This window comes from Paracoccus sp. KR1-242 (assembly GCF_049446195.1).
In the GTDB taxonomy this organism is placed as follows: Bacteria; Pseudomonadota; Alphaproteobacteria; order Rhodobacterales; family Rhodobacteraceae; genus Paracoccus; species Paracoccus broussonetiae.
Genome location: NZ_JBMSED010000018.1, coordinates 32,466 through 48,104 on the forward strand (window position 1 = coordinate 32,466; position 15,639 = coordinate 48,104).

A 15,639-nucleotide genomic window follows, 5' to 3' on the forward strand; every position below is an offset into this window, starting at 1 on the left:
TTTTGCATCGCGCTTGGCAATCGCGGGCAGATCGGTCGCTTTACCAAGGGTTCAGCGGCGGAAGTGCCGGGGCGCTTTCCGCTTTTCGCCGGTGCAGCAGGTCGTGCCGCGCGGCACGCAATGCCTCGGCCAAGGCCCGTCTGGAGGCGTCCGAGGGATGGGTCCGTGTTCCCTCCGGTCCCCAGATCTCACGGTCGGCCAGGGTCAGGGCGTCAGCAACGCCCGCGGGGGTGCCAGTTGCCCCGATGCGGTCAAGCCAGTCGGCCAGGGCGGCGCGGATCGCGCCCGGATCACCCCGACGCGTCTGGCGGCGCAGGCGGTGGAACACCACAGGCTCCGACCGGGACAGGCGGACCAGCGCTGCCCGCGCGGGACGCCGCCCCAGCCATAGCAGGGCCAGGACCAACGCGCCAATGCCCGCGGCCCAGCTGAGCGCCCGCAGTCTTGGATCAGGGGTGCCGGGCGGATGCCAGCCGGGCGGCGCCGGGATCGAGAAGGAGATGCCCTTTGCTGTCGCGCTTTCGACCTGCGCGGCAGGGCTGTTCCACCAGTCCAGCCGGACCTCGGGCAAGGTATAATCCCCCGGTGCCTCGGCGACATAGGTGATGCTTTCGACACGCCGCGCGATGTCGGGCCCGCCCCTTTGGCCCGGCTCGTCCGAAAGCTCGGGTTCCCGGGGATAAGCGCGCAGGCCGGGGGGAGGATCGCCGCCCAGCAGAGCGGGCAGCAGCATGGACTGCGTTCCCTCCGCCTCGATCGTCAGCGTCCGGGTCACGGCCGAGCCGGGGCGGGCATCGTCGCCGGGCCCCTCGACGGTCTGGGTCATCGTCAGCGCATCCGCGGCAACAAAGGGCGACAGTCCCTCGGCCCCCTTCGGAACGCTGGCCGTGAACGAGATCGCGGGAATTTCAACCGTGGCCGGAACGGGCTGGTTGGTTTGCGGATCGGCATAGGTCAGCGTGATCTGGTGGGGCTCCAGCGCGTAATCGGCGGCGCGCTGCGCGGTGATCTCATAGATGCGCGAGACGACAGTCCAGGTCTGCCCGCCGATACGGCGTGATGCCGGCCGCGCGGCATTCGCGGGCGTGCGCGTAATTGCATCCGCAATCTGCATGTCCGGCCAGTCTGGCGGCTGCACCAGATAGTTGGGGGTCAGTACGCTTAGCGTGATCCGCACGGGCGTGCCCACCGTGACCCCATCGGTCGGATCAAGCGTCACTTCGACCTGCGGAGCATCGGCCGCATCCTGGGCAAAGGCCGAAGGGGCCAGAAACGTCAGCAGAAGCATGGCCAGAAGGATGCGCGGCAAGGTCATTCCTGGCCTCCGGACGAGGGCGTCGCGGGTGCGGCCGGGGGAGCGTTGGCGCGCGTCGCATCTTCGACCGCGAAGCGAGAACGCAGGAAGTCGGCAGGCTTGGTCTGGACCTGCTTCATCCATTGCTCGGCCGCGTCCTCGGACAATTGCGTATCGCCAGTGATGCGCATCATCTTTCCCTGGTCCCCGGTCAGATCCTCGACGGTGCCATCGGCAGCATTGTCCTTGTCGTCGGCTTGGGGATCCTCGTCCGCGCGGGTCTCGGCCAGATAGGCAATGATGCGCTTGGCGAGATCCAGGTTTTCCTGAGCCTGGCGGTCCGTTGGGTCAAGGGCGACGGTGGCGGTGAATGCCTCGACCGCGCCCTGGTAATCGCGACCATGGACCAGTGCGACACCACGGTTGAACTGGGCGTCGCGGTTCTGGATCGGCTCTAGCAGCTTCGCGGCATCCGTGTACTTGCCTGCCCGCATCAAGGCCACCGCCTTCCAGGCGGGTATGGTGAAATGCTCGGCAGCAGTGGGGAAGTCGCGCGCGGCATAGGCTCTGGCTCCCTGCTGATCGGGTGTCCAGAACAGGTCCGCCAGCGGTCCGGCATGGGCGTCGGGGGTCGCCGCCAGCAGGGCCAACGCCGCGATCGCCCAGTGCATGGTCGTGCCGCGCCGGAACCACAGCAGAAGCAGCAGCGCGGCCGGGATGGCCAGAAGCCAGCCATCGTCCTGCAGTTGGCCCTGTTCCCCGGCCGCCCGCGCCAGGTTCGAAGATACCGCCCGGTTGACCGCGCGCAGGTCGCTGTCATCGACGGTGACGGCGACGGTCGTGACATCGGCTTCCCGCGCCCAACGGTCAAGCTCGGCCCCGCCGCCGTCTGCGGCGACGACCAGAGCCACGCGGCCCGGCCCGTCCTTGGGGAAGTTCGCGATGTCGGTCGGATCGACCCCGTCGGTGACAAAAAGGACGGTGCCCGCCTGATCCTCGGTCGAAAGCAGCGTCGCGGCGAGGTGCATCGCCTCGGACGGGCGTTGTCCCGCACGCGGCATGACTCCCGGCGCCAGCCCCTCAAGGAAGCTTTGCAGAACCGTCGGATCCTCGGTCGGGGGCATGACCAGATGTGCGCTGCCGGCATAGGCGATCAGGCCGGTCCGCCCCCCGGCGCGCAGGGCGATCAGGTCCCGGATCTTCTGCTTGGCGCGTTCCAGTCGCGAGGGCGGGACATCGCCATTCGCCATCCCGTCGGACAGGTCCAGCGCAATGACCAGAGGCGCAGTCTCGGTCACGAAGGGCGAGGGGGCAGGGCGAAAGGCCGGACCCGCCGCCGCGATCGCCATCAGCGCCGCCGCGCCAAGGATCAGCTGTGCCGCACGGGTCCGGCCCGCCTCGCCCCCGCCGATGATAAGTGCAGCCAGAAGATGGGGCGCGATCTGCGGCAAGCTTGGCCGTTCAGCGACCTCGCGCCGGCGCAGACCCCACCAAAGCAGCGCCAGGATCGGCAAAGCCAGCAGCCAAAGTGGTCGCAGCAAGGTCAGGTGGGCAAAATCCTGCAGGATGTTCATGCCGCGGCCTCGTCACTTGACCCGGCTCGCGCCTTTTCGTGTTGCCCGCCGGTCCGTCTGTGCCAGCCACGCCTTGCCAGCATCCAGGCATAGCCCAGCACGGTCAGCAGGACGAAGGCTGCGGTCGTCCACTGACCCAAAGGCAGGCGTGGACGCCACGACACCGACTTTGCCTCGACCGGGTGCAGGGTGTCGATCTGCTCATAGATCCGGGTCAGCCCGGCCGCATCCTCGGCCCGGTTGAACGTGCCCCCGGCGGTGGTGGCGATGGATTGCAGCGTGGCCAGGTCGACGCGGTCCTGCTCATCCTTGCCATTGGGATCGCCGACTGCGATCGTGTGGATGGTGACGTTGTTCTTTGCCGCGATATCGGCGGCCTTGGCCGGAGCCATGCGAGACGAGGTGTCCGAGCCATCCGACAGCAGGATCAGCACGCGCTCGTCGACATTGCTGGCTGCGAAGGACTGGATCGCAAGGCCGATCGCGTCACCCAGCACGGTGTTCTGCCCCGCCATGCCTGGCGAGAGCGTGGCCAGCAATTGGCGCGCTGCCGTCGTGTCGCGCGTGAACGGAACCAGCACATAGGCGGCCGAGCCAAAGGCGATCATTCCCACCCGATCATCCTTGCGCGCTGCGATGAAGCCGTCCAGCACCTGCTTGACTCCGTCCATCCGAGTGCCGCGCTGCCCGTCCGACCCGATGAAATCACCCGTTTCCATCGAACCCGAGATGTCGACGGCCAGCATGATGTCTCGCGCGGCCTCGGTCCGGGTGACGGGATCACCCAAGCGGATGGGACGGGCGATGGTGGTGATGGCCAGCGCCCAAAGCAAGGCGACGAACACGATCTGCACGGCGCGCCGGGCCGGAACCACCGCGCCTTCGCCGGTGGGCAGCCCGGCGCTGACCCGTTCGAAAAACGGCAGGCGGATGGCCTGCACCCGCTGACGCCGCGGCGGCGTCAGCCACCAGACGAGGATCGGCAAGGGCAGGGCCAGAAAGGCAAGGGGGGCGTCGAATTCAAGCATGATGATGCCGGATCCAGTGCCGCGCCAATTCGGCCAGCCGTGCGCCCTGAACATCACCGGGTTGCCGCATATAGGGCGTATCGGCGAGCGAAGGCGAAAGCTCGCGGAAACCACCATGCGGCAGCTCCGGATCGGTATGGTCCAGGTAATCCGCCCAGGCTGGGCCGGTCAGCGCAGCGACATCCTTGCGCGGGAATGCGGCCAGCGCAGTTCGTCGCAACAGCAGGTCAAGCTGCGCCAGCGCCGGGACGTCACCGCGGGCCAGCGCCGGTTCGATCGCACGCAGCGCCGCCAGCGCCGCCCGCCGATAGGCATTTGCCCGGCGCCGTTGCCGCCAGCGCCAGGCGACGAACAGAAGCAGCAGTGTCACAGCGGCGGCCAGAACCCACCAGATTGGAGTCGCCGGCCACATCGACACCGCCGCCGGCTCGCGCAGCTCGTGAAGCTGCGAGATCAGCGAGACCAGGTCGTCGGCCTTCGCGGCGGGCGCGGCTGCGTCGTCCGGGTTCACGACATGTCCCCCTTGACCATGGCGTCGTCGGGCAAGCTCAGGCCACGGGGTGCGCGGCCCGACCCGAACAGACGCAGGACCTGGGGCAGGGTCTCCTCGGCCGCGGTGATCGGCAGGATGGCGGCGTCCAGCCGCTCTTGCCAAGCCAGCAGACGCCGCAGGCGTTTACCGCCGGTTTCGGCCAGGTTTTTCTGGACCTTGCGCGCCGACAGGTCCAGTTCAACCTGCAGGCGCCCGTTTCCGACCACAAGCCTCCCTTCGGCCGGTAGTTCATGGGCCATCGGGTCAAAGACCAGACCCAGCACCAGGTCGTTGTTCCGCGAAAGCCGCGACAGCGCATGGAAGGTCTCGTCATCGGCGCCGTCGAAATCCGACAGGATCACCACCAGCCAGTCATGCTTGACGATCCTTGCTGCCTGCTCAAGCGCAAGGTTCAGCATCCCCGGCGCATCGTCGACCACCGGAGCCTCGGCCGACAGCGCGGCGTTTCGCTGGGCGATCAGCGACAGCAGGCGCAGAACCGCGCCGCGGCTGCGGGCGGGACGCTGATCCTCGATCCCGCTGTCCGACAGGACAAGCCCTCCGACCCTGTCCCCTGCGGCGAGAATGCGCCAGGCGGTCAGCGCCGCCAGTTCGGCGGCCGAGACGGATTTCATGTTGAGCCGTGTGCCGAAGAACATCGCCTGTCGCTGGTCCACGATGATCAGGGCGGGGCGGTCGCGTTCCTCGCGCGTTACCCGGACATGCGGGCTGCCGGTCCGGGCGGTGACGCGCCAGTCCATGCTGCGGGGGTCATCGCCGGGCAGATAGGCGCGGATTTCTTCGAACTCCAACCCGCGACCGCGCAGGCGCGAGGCGCGCCGGCCCGACAGAACGCTGCCCACCGGCTGGCGCGGCAGAAAGTCAAAGCGCCGTGCCCGTCCCTCCAGCGCGACAAGGTGCTGCAGGGTGGTGTGAACCCGCGGGTCGCCGCCCGCCAGCTGGGGCGTCTGACCCGCTGACAGGGACGGCTTTCGCATCACTTGGCGTCCGGATAGACGCGCGACCAGTCTTTGGCCATGTCGACCAGCAGCCAGCCGCGTTCCGGGGCGGCGTCCAGCGCCTTGTCCAGCTTGCCGAAATGGCTGTCGCGGTCATAGGCATATTCGCGCTCGGCATCCGTGTGATGGACAATGACGCCCAGCCGCGGACCTTCGCCGGAGGTCGTATATTCCAGCATCTGGAAATCGCCATCGGAATTGCCGAAGGCCATGACCGGACGCCTGCCGATATGGCGGTCGATGCCCACCGGCTTTCCGGCACCGTCATCGATGAAGAAGATGTCGGGCTTGCGCATGAATTGCGGCTTGCCGTCGATCACTTCGTAATCCTTGGCGATCTGCGAGCCGACCACCTGCTGCGGGGGAATGCCATAGGCCTTTTCCGCCCAGGGTCGCATGAAGTCGATGCCGCCGCCCGACACGATCCAGGTCTGGAACCCGTTCGCGCGCAGGTAATCAAGCATCTCCACCATCGGGGCGTAGATCATCTCGGTATAGGGGCGCTGGCTTTTGGGATGGCGTGCCTCGGCGAGCCATTTTTCAAGTATGTCGTTGAAGCCTTCGTCGGTCATCCCGGCATGGGTCGCGGCCAGAAGCTCCATCAGCCCCTTCTCGCCCGAGGAGGCCAACCCGGCCATATCGTTTTCCAGCACGTATTTGAACGGGGGCTGCTCTTTCCATTCGGGGTGGCGCGGGGCCATTTCCTTGACCCGGTCGAACACGAAGAAGGCCTGGAAATAGGCCGGCTGCTCGGTCCACAGCGTGCCGTCATTGTCGAAGACGGCGATCCGATCCTCGGGCGCGATCCAGCCCGGTCCGCCCTCGGTCGTGGCGGCCTTGACGAAGTCGACGATGGCGGTCTTGGTCGCGCCGTCATTCCAGCTGGCCAGATCCTGCGCAAGGGCGGCGACGGGCAGCACCACGGCAAGGGCCGCGGCACGGGCAAGGGCAAGAATACGATCCATGTCCGGTCTCCTCAGGGAATTGCGACAAGGCGAAGCAGGTCTGCGATGACGTCGTCGGCTGGGCGGCCCGCACCCTGCGCTTCGTAACTCAGCGCGATGCGGTGGCGCAGCACGTCCGGCGCGATGGCCTGGACGTCGCCCGGCGATACGAAGTCCTGTCCCCGCAACCAGGCATAGGCGCGGGCACAGCGATCAAGGGCGATGCCGCCGCGCGGACTGGCCCCCAACTCGATCATCCGGCCGAGGTCGTCGGACAGCTTGGCGGGTTGGCGTGTCGCGGTGATGATGTCGATGATGTAACGCTCGATCCCCTCCGCAACATGGATGTCCGCAATTTCGGCGCGCGCCGCGTCCAGCGCCGCACGCGCTACGCCGTGCGCGTCGGACGCCTGCCCCGCAGCAGGCTCGCCGGTCGGGGCCGCGGGCGGATCCAGCGCCGCCTTTTCCTCGGATCGGACGAGGCGCAGGACATTGCGTTCATCCTCTGGGGCGGGATAGTCGACCAGCACCTTCATCAGGAAGCGGTCGGTCTGCGCTTCGGGAAGGGGATAAGTCCCTTCCTGTTCGATGGGGTTCTGGGTTGCCAGCACCATGAAGGGCGACGGCAGCGGATGGCTTGCTTCGCCCACGGTGACCTGCCGTTCTTCCATCGCCTCCAGCAGCGCGGCCTGCACCTTGGCCGGCGCGCGGTTGATCTCGTCGGCAAGAAGGATGTTGCCAAAGACCGGGCCGGGCTGGAAACGAAACTCTCCCGCGCCGTCCTTGGAAAAATAGACATCCGAACCGGTCACGTCCGCAGGCAGCAGGTCCGGCGTGAACTGGATCCGGGTGAAGTCGAAATCCAGCGCCTGCGCCATCGCCTTGACCGCGCGTGTCTTGGCAAGGCCGGGCAGGCCCTCGATCAGGACATGGCCATCGGCAAGCAGGCCGACCACCATCCGTTCCACCAGGCGTTCCTGCCCGATGACGGATTTGTTCATGGTCGCCATCAATGCCGTGAAGGAGTCGCGCGCAGGCATCAGAAATCCCTCAGGAAAACATGAAATAAAAAACCGGAGGCGCGGTTTCGCGCCTCCGGCAATCACAGATTACTGACCGCTCATTCCGGCCTCGATCTGCTTGTTCAACTCCTCTTGGATCTGGTCGATCGAGAAGCTGTCGGGTCGCTGAGCCGGCGGGAAGTCCTTGAACGTTGCCAGGAACTTTCCGACTTCGGCTTGCGCCGGGCCAAGCAGGAATACGCGGTCAATCAGCCAGTCGTAATAGGTGTTCGAAGTGATGTCGGCGCGTTCATAGGGATCGGCGCGCAGATCGAACAGCTTCGGCACACGCAGCTTGGTGAAGGGCTCTGCCCAGATACGCAGAGTACCGGTCGCGCGCTGCTCGGAGAAAACAACTTTCCAGTTCTCGTAGCGCAAGGCGACGACTTCGCCATCATCGTTGAAATAGAAGAACTCCCTGCGCGGGCCCTTGTCGGTCTTGCCCGTCAGATAGTCGAGTTGGTTATACCCATCCAGGTGGTTCTTGTATTCCTTGCCATCGATGGTCGTGCCTTGCAGCAGGCGATCCTTGATGTCGGTGTCTCCGGCCGCGGCCAGCAGCGTCGGGAACCAATCGAGGCCCGAGAAAATCTCGTTCGACGTGGAGTCCGGGGCGATATGTCCGGGCCAGCGGATCATCGCGGGAACACGGAATGCGCCTTCCCAGTTGGTGTTCTTTTCGCTGCGGAAAGGAGTCGTGCCTGCATCCGGCCACGAGTTCTGGTGCGGCCCGTTGTCGGTCGTGTAGATGACGATCGTGTTGTCTGCGATCCCCATGTCGTCCAGCGACTTCAGCAGGGTCCCGATCACGTTGTCATGTTCGATCATGCCATCCGCGTATTCGGTCAGCGCCGTCAGGCCGGGCTCGCTGCGATGCTCGGGGCGGACATGGGTGCGGAAGTGCATCCGGGTCGTGTTCATCCAGGTGAAGAACGGCTTCCCGGCATCATGCTGGCGTTTCATGAAGTCGATCGCGGCGGACGAAGTTTCGTCGTCGATCGTCTCCATCCGCTTGCGGGTCAGCGGCCCGGTATCCTCGATCTTGCCATCGGCCGAGGACTTGATGACCCCTCGCGGCCCGAATCTTTGCGCGAAAGCCGGATCTTTCGGATAGTTGAAGTTCTCGGGCTCTTCCTCGGCGTTCAGGTGATAAAGGTTGCCGAAGAATTCGTCGAAACCATGTGCGGTGGGCAGCATCTCATCTTTGTCGCCCAGGTGGTTCTTGCCGAATTGACCGGTCGCATAACCTTCGTCCTTCAGCGCAGAGGCCAGCGTGGCGTCGACCGCCTGCATCCCGGCGTTTGCCCCCGGCAAGCCGACTTTCGAAAGGCCGGTGCGCAGCGTCGACTGTCCGGTGATGAAGGTTGACCGGCCTGCCGTGCAGCTTTGCTCGGCATAGTAATCGGTAAAGATCATCCCTTCATTGGCGATGCGGTCGATATTCGGGGTGCGATACCCCATCACGCCCTTGGTATAGGCGGAAATATTGCCCTGTCCGATATCGTCACCGAAAATGACCAGGATGTTCGGCTTTGAAGTATCGGGCGCGCTTTGGGCCATCGCTAGGCCGCTTGCACAGAATGTCAGTGCGGCCGCCAGTCCGATCTTTCGTAGCATGGGTCTCTCCACTCTGAATTATCACCGCGGTCGTGCGAATATCGCACCCTTCGGTCCATCAGGATGGAAAGGCCTCTTGCTGCCCGCGTTCGGTCGGGGCGCGTTCAGACGATGCATTCCCTTCACGATGGCGTCAGGGCTTCCGCCCCCGCGGAATTGACTATGAGCAGGATAGGAAGCCTCACGCAAGACCTTATCGCGCTTGGTAAAAATTCGGCGGCATTCTATTGCCTATCGCGGAAAAATGGGAATCGGTGTCCGGCCGAATCTCTCGGAGGCTCGCGTCAATGCGAGCAGTTGACGCGGTCAGTTTCATGGCACGCCATGCGGAAAGTCGGATCCAAATAGCGTTATCGCGCGCGATGTTCTTTTGCTTGACGCTTCGGCAAACCGATCACTACTAATGGGAACAGGAACGTCGGCATTTGTTGAAATGCCTGTGGTTCAACGCGATGAAGGAAGGTTCTCGATGCTGAAGCATCTGTTCATGACTTCTTCGGTTGCGATCCTGCTGATGACATCCCAGGGTCACGCCCAAACGGCACCGGCCACGACGCCGCCGCCGCAGAAGCCTGCTGCAACGCCCGCTGCCGCCACCGACCCGGCCTTTACCCAGGCCGAGCTGGAGACGATGGTCGCGCCGGTCGCGCTTTATCCGGACACCCTGCTTATGCAGATTTTGGTGTCCTCGACCGAGCCGCTCGACGTGATGAAGGCGGATCAATACCTGCTCAGCAACGACGCCGATGATGCCACCCGAAAGCAATATGCCGAGTCCCAGGATTGGGATGAAAGCGTCAAGGTTCTGACCAGCGCATTTCCCGACGTGGTCGAGGATATGGCAGATCACATCGACTGGACCGAAAACATGGGCAACGCGATGCTGACGCAAAGCGATGACGTCATGAGCGCGGTGCAGACCATGCGCCGTCTTGCGGTGGACAACGGAACCCTGACCAGCGGCGATCAGCAAAAGGTGGACGTGCAACAGGCACCGGGCAGCAGCGACAGTGCGGCCCGGACGGTGGTGGTCACACCAACGGATCCGCAAACGGTCTATGTCCCGCAATATAATCCCAGCACCGTCTATTCCAACAACCTTGGAAATATCGTCGCGACGACCGCGGTGGCTTTTGGAACTGCGGCGCTTATCAATGACATCTTCGACGATGACGATGATTGGGGTCATTATTGGGGATGTCATGACTGCGGTGGGTGGAACGGCCAGCCGATCATCCGCGACCCGAATGTCAATCTGAATGTCGACGGCAATGTCCGGATTGGCAACCGGGTCGATATTGATCGCGACAAGCTGGCCTGGAAGCCAGACCGCAACAAGGTCCAGACGGCCCGCACTCGCATCGACTCGGAGCGTCGCAACAACAACGGGCGACTGACCGCGATCAACAAGAACGCCTCGGTCCAGGACGACCTGCGCAACCGCCTGCAGGCCCGGCCCGGTCGCGGGGATCTTGGCGGCGCGCGCGCGGGCATCCCCTCGGGGGCGGCAAAGGCTCGGCTGGACCATCGGCCGGATATCGACCGAACTTCGCATTTCAGCGCGGCCGACAAGGCCAAGGCCATCAACCGGACCAAGGTGGCGCATCATGGTCAGCCGGGGGCCGGGGCCAATCGTGCCGCCGTCGCAGCGAAGAAGCCGGTCGCCCATAGGGCCCAGCACCCCAAGAAGCCCGCGGTGCACCAGGCGAGCCACAAGAAACCGACCGCGATCAAACGTCAGGCCTCGGGGTCGCGCACCAAGATGGCGTCCCAGCGCGGCCATGCCAGCCGCGGTCACCATGCGCATCGGAGGTGACATGAGCAGCCTGCGCAAGTTCCGCATCGCCACCGTCCTTGCATTCCTGCCTTTTGCGGCCCATGCCGCGCCCGAGGTCTTTGCGACCGGGCAGGACGCACTGGACGCCATGATTGCCGCCACCAAAGGACAGGACCGTGACGGCCTGCTGAAAGTCTTTGGCCCCGAGGCCGAGGATCTGATCTTTTCCGGCGACCCTGACGAGGACAAGCAGAACCGCGAACAAGTCCTGACGATGTATCAGCAGGGCTTTCGCCTGACACCCCAAGAGGACGGCTCACTGCAGATCGAATTGGGCGAGGATGACTGGCCCTTTCCGATCCCGCTGGTGAAGGGGGCGGACGGGTGGAGCTTCGATATCGCGGCGGGCCGGGAAGAGGTCACCAGCCGCACCGTCGGCCTGAATGAGATCGAAGTGCTGACCCTGATGGACGCCTATGGCGACCTTCAGGCCAAGTTCCGCCTGACCGATCAGGACGGCGATGGGGTGATGGAATTCGCGAAATCCGTGATCTCGACCAGCGAGGAACGCAGCGGCCTTTACTGGCCGGGTGGCGACAGCCCGCTGGGCGAGGCTGCGGCCCGCGCCTCACTGGACGGCTATAGCGACGGGGATGCCGATCAAGAGGCCGAGCCGTTCGACGGCTATTTCTTCCGGGTGCTCGACCAGCAGGGCGAACATGCGCCGGGCGGGGCGATGAACTATGTCATCAACGGAAACATGGTCGGCGGTCATGCCTTGCTGGCGGTTCCCGCCGAATATGGCGTGACGGGGGTGCACAGCTTCATGGTGTCCGAAAACGGCATCATTTTGCAGGCCGACCTGGGGCCGGACAGCCTGACAAATGGGTTCGACATCGTCAGCTATGACCCTGACGATGCCTGGACCCCCGCCGAAGTGCCGGCCGAAGGAGATGACGCACCCTAGCGGGACAACCGCCAGAGCCGCCCTTCGCTGGTATCCTCGATGGCCCAGATTGCGCCGTCTGCCGCGACGGCCACGTCCCGGACGCGGCCGCCGATGCTCCAGCGGTTACCTTCGGTCACACCGCCCTTGTCATCGAAAGCGAGCCTGACCAGCAGCTCGGAGGCGAGCCCGCCGACAAATGCCGATCCCTTCCATTCGGGGAACATGTCACCCTGATAAAAGGCCATTCCGGTGGGGGCGATGATGGGGGACCAATACAGCAGCGGAGGCGTAAATTCCGGCCGGGTGGCGTGGCGCGGGATCGGCGTGCCATCGTAATTGTCTCCCTCGGAGACGTCTGGCCAACCATAGTTCTTGCCGGGTTCGATCAGGTTGACCTCATCCCCGCCAAACGGTCCCATCTCGATCGACCAGAGCTTGCCGTTGGCGTCAAAGGCCAGGCCATAGGGATTGCGATGCCCGGTCGTCCAGGTCTGGGCGCGGACGCCGCCGCTGGCGAATTGCGGATTGTCCTCGGGTGTCGTTCCATCCAGGTTCAGCCGCAGGATCTTGCCGCGGGCCTCATCAGGGTTCTGAGCGCTTTCCGCAGTCATCCGATCCCCAAGCGCCAGGAACAGGTGCCGTCCGTCCGGGTCGAAGGCGATAACCCCGCCGGGCTGTTCGCCGCCATTGGGAGGAGTCTGCGTCCAGATTTTCCTGAAATCCTCCAGCCTTGCCCCTGTGGCGTCCTCGACCAGCCGTGCCTTGGCCAGAACCAGCATCCCGCGCTGGTCTCCGGGCTGCAGATAGGTGATGTAGAATTCGTTGCTGGACGCAAAGTCGGGGGCCAGCGCCACATCCAGCAGACCGTTCTGGCCCACGAACTCGACCTTTGGCACGTTGTCGAGCGGGGTTTTCTTGCCCTCTGGCGTGACGATGAACATGCGTCCCGGTTTTTCGGTGATCAGCATCCTTCCGTCCGGCATCATCGCGATGGCCCATGGCGTGTCGAGCGTGGCCACCGCCGTGATCGTGAAGGGCATCGGCGCTTCGACATAGGGAACTTCCCCGACATGGACCGGTGCGGCCTGTGCCATCGTCGCGGTCAGTGCGATCAGGGTCAGTCCCAGGAAGGTGTTGCGGCGGGGCGACATCGTGTTCTCCGTTCAGGTGGGGAGGAAGGCGGGTCGTCATCGGGAAGCTGTCCAGCCCATTGTTAAGCCACCCGGGCTTTGCCGCAATGCCCCGCGTCGTCCGCCGCGCAAATGCACGATGCCGAAGCAGGCCGACTTCATCGGAAGATCCGGGAAAAGCGCGCGGAAATCATTGCAAAAGCGGGTGGCCTGTCAGATGCTGCACTGCGGAATGCCGATCCGGACCATAGCGGAGCGACAGATGACCGACGCTGAACTTCCGATCAATCTTGCACTCCAGGGCGGAGGGGCGCATGGCGCGCTCGCCTGGGGCGTGCTGGACCGCCTGCTGGAGGAGCCGCGCCTGCGGATCACCGAAATCAGCGGCGCCAGCGCCGGGGCCATGAACGCGGTCGTCCTGGCCCAGGGCATGGAGGTCGGCGGGCGGCAGGGCGCACGCGACGCGCTGTCGGCGTTCTGGAAGGCGGTCAGCCGGGCCGCGCGATTTTCTCCGATCCAGCGCAGTTATTGGGACCGGGTCAGGGGCAGTTTCTCGCTGGACGCTTCGCCGGGTTACCTGATCTCGGAAACGCTCAGCCGGATCTTTTCGCCCTATCAACTCAACCCGTTCGACATCAATCCCCTTCGCGCGGTGCTGAAGCAGGCAGTGGATTTCGACGCTGTCAACCGCTCGCAGGTCAGGTTGCATGTGACGGCCACTAATGTGCGCACCGGCCAGCCTCGCATCTTTAGCAGCGGTGAAATCACGGTCGAGGCGGTCATGGCCTCGGCCTGCCTGCCGCTGATGTATCACGCGGTCGAAATTGACGGCGAGGCCTATTGGGATGGCGGCTTTTCGGCAAACCCGGCTTTGACGCCGCTGATCCTGGACAGCAAGGTCGTGGATGTCCTGATCGTGCAGCTCAATCCCCTGCGGCGCGAGGAATTGCCCCGCACCGCGCGCGAGATCATCAACCGCATGAACGAGATCAGCTTCAACACCAGTCTCGTCAAGGAATTGCGCGCGCTAAGCACCTTGGGCCGGATGATCGACGAGGGCATCGTCACCCTGACCGAGGGCAATGACCTGCGCCTGCATCTGATCCACGGAGAGGCGGATCTGCAGGAGCTTTCGGCCTCAAGCAAGCTGAATGCCGAATGGGCCTATCTTCAGGATTTGTTCGCGCGGGGTCGTATCTGGGCCGACGACTGGCTGGCGAAGAACCTCGACCAGGTGGGCAAGCGTTCGACCTTTTCCGTCGATGAATTGATGTCGATCCCGCAAAGACCTGCGGGGCTGGCCCCGTTGCGTGACAAATGACACGAAGAAAGGGCCGGAAATGTATGATATTGCGGTGATCCTTTCCTGCCTTTGCCTGTTGATGCTGCTGGCTTTTCGCGGCGGGAACATGGTGTTGCTGGCCCCGGTCATGGCGACCCTTGCCGTCCTTGCGGCGGAACAGGGTCGACTGCTTGCAAGCTTCACCCAGATATTCATGCCCGCAATGGGCGAGTTCATCATCTCGTTCTTTCCACTGTTCCTGCTGGGAGCGGTGTTCGGCAAACTGATGGATACGACGGGTTCGGCCCGTGCGCTGGCCCATGGCATCGTGCGCTGGCTGGGATCAGAGCGGGCGATCCTTGCGGTCGTGCTGTCCTGCGCGGTGATGACCTTTGGCGGCGTGTCGCTGTTCGTCGTGGCCTTTGCCACCTATCCGGTTGCGGTCGGGCTGTTCCGGCAGGCCGACATTCCCCGCCGGTTGATGCCTGCGACCATCGGGCTGGGCGCCTTTACGTTCACAATGTCGGCGCTGCCGGGATCTCCCTCGATCCAGAACGCGATCCCGATGCCGTTCTTCGGAACCACGCCCTTTGCCGCGCCGGGATTGGGGTTGATCGCGGCGGCGATCATGTTCCTTGGCGGTTGGCGCTGGCTGGAATGGAAGGCCGGCCGCATGTCCGAGGGTTTCGGAGCAAGCGATCCGCAAGAGGACGGCGAAGCGCGACCGAACCCGCCGCTTGTCCTTGCTGCCTTGCCTTTGGTGCTGGTGCTGATCCTGAACGCGCTGTTCACCTGGGTCCTGATCCCCCGGATGGATACCTCGTATCTGGCGCTCCCGGTCTATGGGGAGACGACGGTCGAGGATCTACGGGGGATCTGGTCGGTGATCGCGGCGCTTGGCATTTCCATCCTGACCCTTCTTGCGATGAACCTGCGGCATCGCAAGCTGGTCGTCGCCGCGCTTTATCAGGGGGCGGACGATTCACTTCAGCCGATCTTCAACACTGCAAGCCTTGTCGGTTTCGGCGCCGTGGTCGCCTCGCTGTCCGGGTTCCGGTTGATAACCGAACGAATGATGGAACTGGGAACCGAAAATATCCTGGTCTCTCTGGCACTTGCGGCCAGCTTCCTTGCCGGTCTGACCGGATCGGCCTCGGGCGGAATGTCGATCGCGCTGTCGACGCTGGGTGACAATTACCTGGCGCTGGCCGACGCGCGGGGCGTGGCGCCCGAGCTGCTTCACCGCGTCACGACGCTGGCGACCGGCAGCCTTGACACGCTTCCCCATAACGGCGCGGTCATCACGCTGCTGACCATCTGCGGGGTGACCCATCGCCAGGCCTATGGCGCGATGGCGATGGTCTGTATTCTATTCCCGGTATTGGCCTTGCTGGCGGTGATCCTGCTGGGTTCGGTCTTTGGCAGCTTCTGA

13 protein-coding genes are annotated in these 15,639 nt (G+C 64.3%); 4 read left to right on the forward strand and 9 right to left on the reverse strand.

The features are described 5' to 3' along the window. Positions 1-40 precede the first annotated feature (40 nt). The 8 genes from ACO2Q4_RS22155 to ACO2Q4_RS22190 all read right to left on the reverse strand — a co-directional run bounded on the left by ACO2Q4_RS22155 (position 41) and on the right by ACO2Q4_RS22190 (position 9,069). On the reverse strand, positions 41-1,315 hold the full coding sequence (locus ACO2Q4_RS22155; protein ID WP_423321969.1) for a hypothetical protein: 1,275 nt from the start codon (positions 1,313-1,315) through the stop codon (positions 41-43). Further along, the gene (locus tag ACO2Q4_RS22160) at positions 1,312-2,868 is read right to left on the reverse strand and encodes a VWA domain-containing protein (protein WP_423321970.1); all 1,557 of its coding nucleotides are present in this window, start codon (positions 2,866-2,868) and stop codon (positions 1,312-1,314) included. Before ACO2Q4_RS22160 ends, ACO2Q4_RS22155 begins: the two co-directional genes overlap by 4 nt. Continuing rightward, positions 2,865-3,896 (reverse strand): vWA domain-containing protein, encoded by a 1,032-nt coding sequence (locus ACO2Q4_RS22165; protein ID WP_423321971.1) that lies wholly within the window; start codon positions 3,894-3,896, stop codon positions 2,865-2,867. The genes ACO2Q4_RS22160 and ACO2Q4_RS22165 overlap by 4 nt, the downstream gene beginning before the upstream one ends. Continuing rightward, positions 3,889-4,407 (reverse strand): DUF4381 domain-containing protein, encoded by a 519-nt coding sequence (locus tag ACO2Q4_RS22170; RefSeq protein WP_423321972.1) that lies wholly within the window; start codon positions 4,405-4,407, stop codon positions 3,889-3,891. The genes ACO2Q4_RS22165 and ACO2Q4_RS22170 overlap by 8 nt, the downstream gene beginning before the upstream one ends. After that, a complete protein-coding gene (locus ACO2Q4_RS22175) occupies positions 4,404-5,426 on the reverse strand; it encodes a DUF58 domain-containing protein (protein WP_423321973.1) in 1,023 nt (340 codons plus the stop codon). Before ACO2Q4_RS22175 ends, ACO2Q4_RS22170 begins: the two co-directional genes overlap by 4 nt. Further along, positions 5,426-6,412, reverse strand: coding sequence for an HAD family hydrolase (locus tag ACO2Q4_RS22180; protein ID WP_423321974.1), 987 nt, complete (start codon positions 6,410-6,412; stop codon positions 5,426-5,428). Before ACO2Q4_RS22180 ends, ACO2Q4_RS22175 begins: the two co-directional genes overlap by 1 nt. Positions 6,413-6,423: 11 nt before the next feature. After that, a complete protein-coding gene (locus ACO2Q4_RS22185) occupies positions 6,424-7,431 on the reverse strand; it encodes an AAA family ATPase (RefSeq protein ID WP_423321975.1) in 1,008 nt (335 codons plus the stop codon). A 69-nt stretch (positions 7,432-7,500) separates the two neighbouring features. Then, on the reverse strand, positions 7,501-9,069 hold the full coding sequence (locus ACO2Q4_RS22190; RefSeq protein ID WP_395135648.1) for an arylsulfatase: 1,569 nt from the start codon (positions 9,067-9,069) through the stop codon (positions 7,501-7,503). A 469-nt stretch (positions 9,070-9,538) separates the two neighbouring features. On the opposite strand from ACO2Q4_RS22190, the gene ACO2Q4_RS22195 reads away from it, so the two are divergent. Both ACO2Q4_RS22195 and ACO2Q4_RS22200 read left to right on the forward strand, forming a co-directional pair. Next, on the forward strand, positions 9,539-10,885 hold the full coding sequence (locus ACO2Q4_RS22195; RefSeq protein ID WP_423321976.1) for a DUF3300 domain-containing protein: 1,347 nt from the start codon (positions 9,539-9,541) through the stop codon (positions 10,883-10,885). A 1-nt stretch (position 10,886) separates the two neighbouring features. Then, positions 10,887-11,813: a DUF2950 family protein gene (locus tag ACO2Q4_RS22200; RefSeq protein WP_423321977.1), complete on the forward strand. Its 927-nt coding sequence runs from the start codon at positions 10,887-10,889 to the stop codon at positions 11,811-11,813. Here ACO2Q4_RS22200 and ACO2Q4_RS22205 read toward each other — a convergent pair. Further along, positions 11,810-12,946 carry a PQQ-dependent sugar dehydrogenase gene (locus ACO2Q4_RS22205; RefSeq protein WP_423321978.1) on the reverse strand — a complete coding sequence of 379 codons (1,137 nt, stop codon included), beginning with the start codon at positions 12,944-12,946 and terminating at the stop codon, positions 11,810-11,812. The two genes, ACO2Q4_RS22200 and ACO2Q4_RS22205, sit on opposite strands and share 4 nt — an antisense overlap. A 241-nt stretch (positions 12,947-13,187) precedes the next feature. On the opposite strand from ACO2Q4_RS22205, the gene ACO2Q4_RS22210 reads away from it, so the two are divergent. Next, positions 13,188-14,246 carry a patatin-like phospholipase family protein gene (locus ACO2Q4_RS22210; RefSeq protein ID WP_311761382.1) on the forward strand — a complete coding sequence of 353 codons (1,059 nt, stop codon included), beginning with the start codon at positions 13,188-13,190 and terminating at the stop codon, positions 14,244-14,246. Positions 14,247-14,265: 19 nt separating this feature from the next. Continuing rightward, positions 14,266-15,639 (forward strand): GntP family permease, encoded by a 1,374-nt coding sequence (locus ACO2Q4_RS22215; RefSeq protein WP_423321979.1) that lies wholly within the window; start codon positions 14,266-14,268, stop codon positions 15,637-15,639.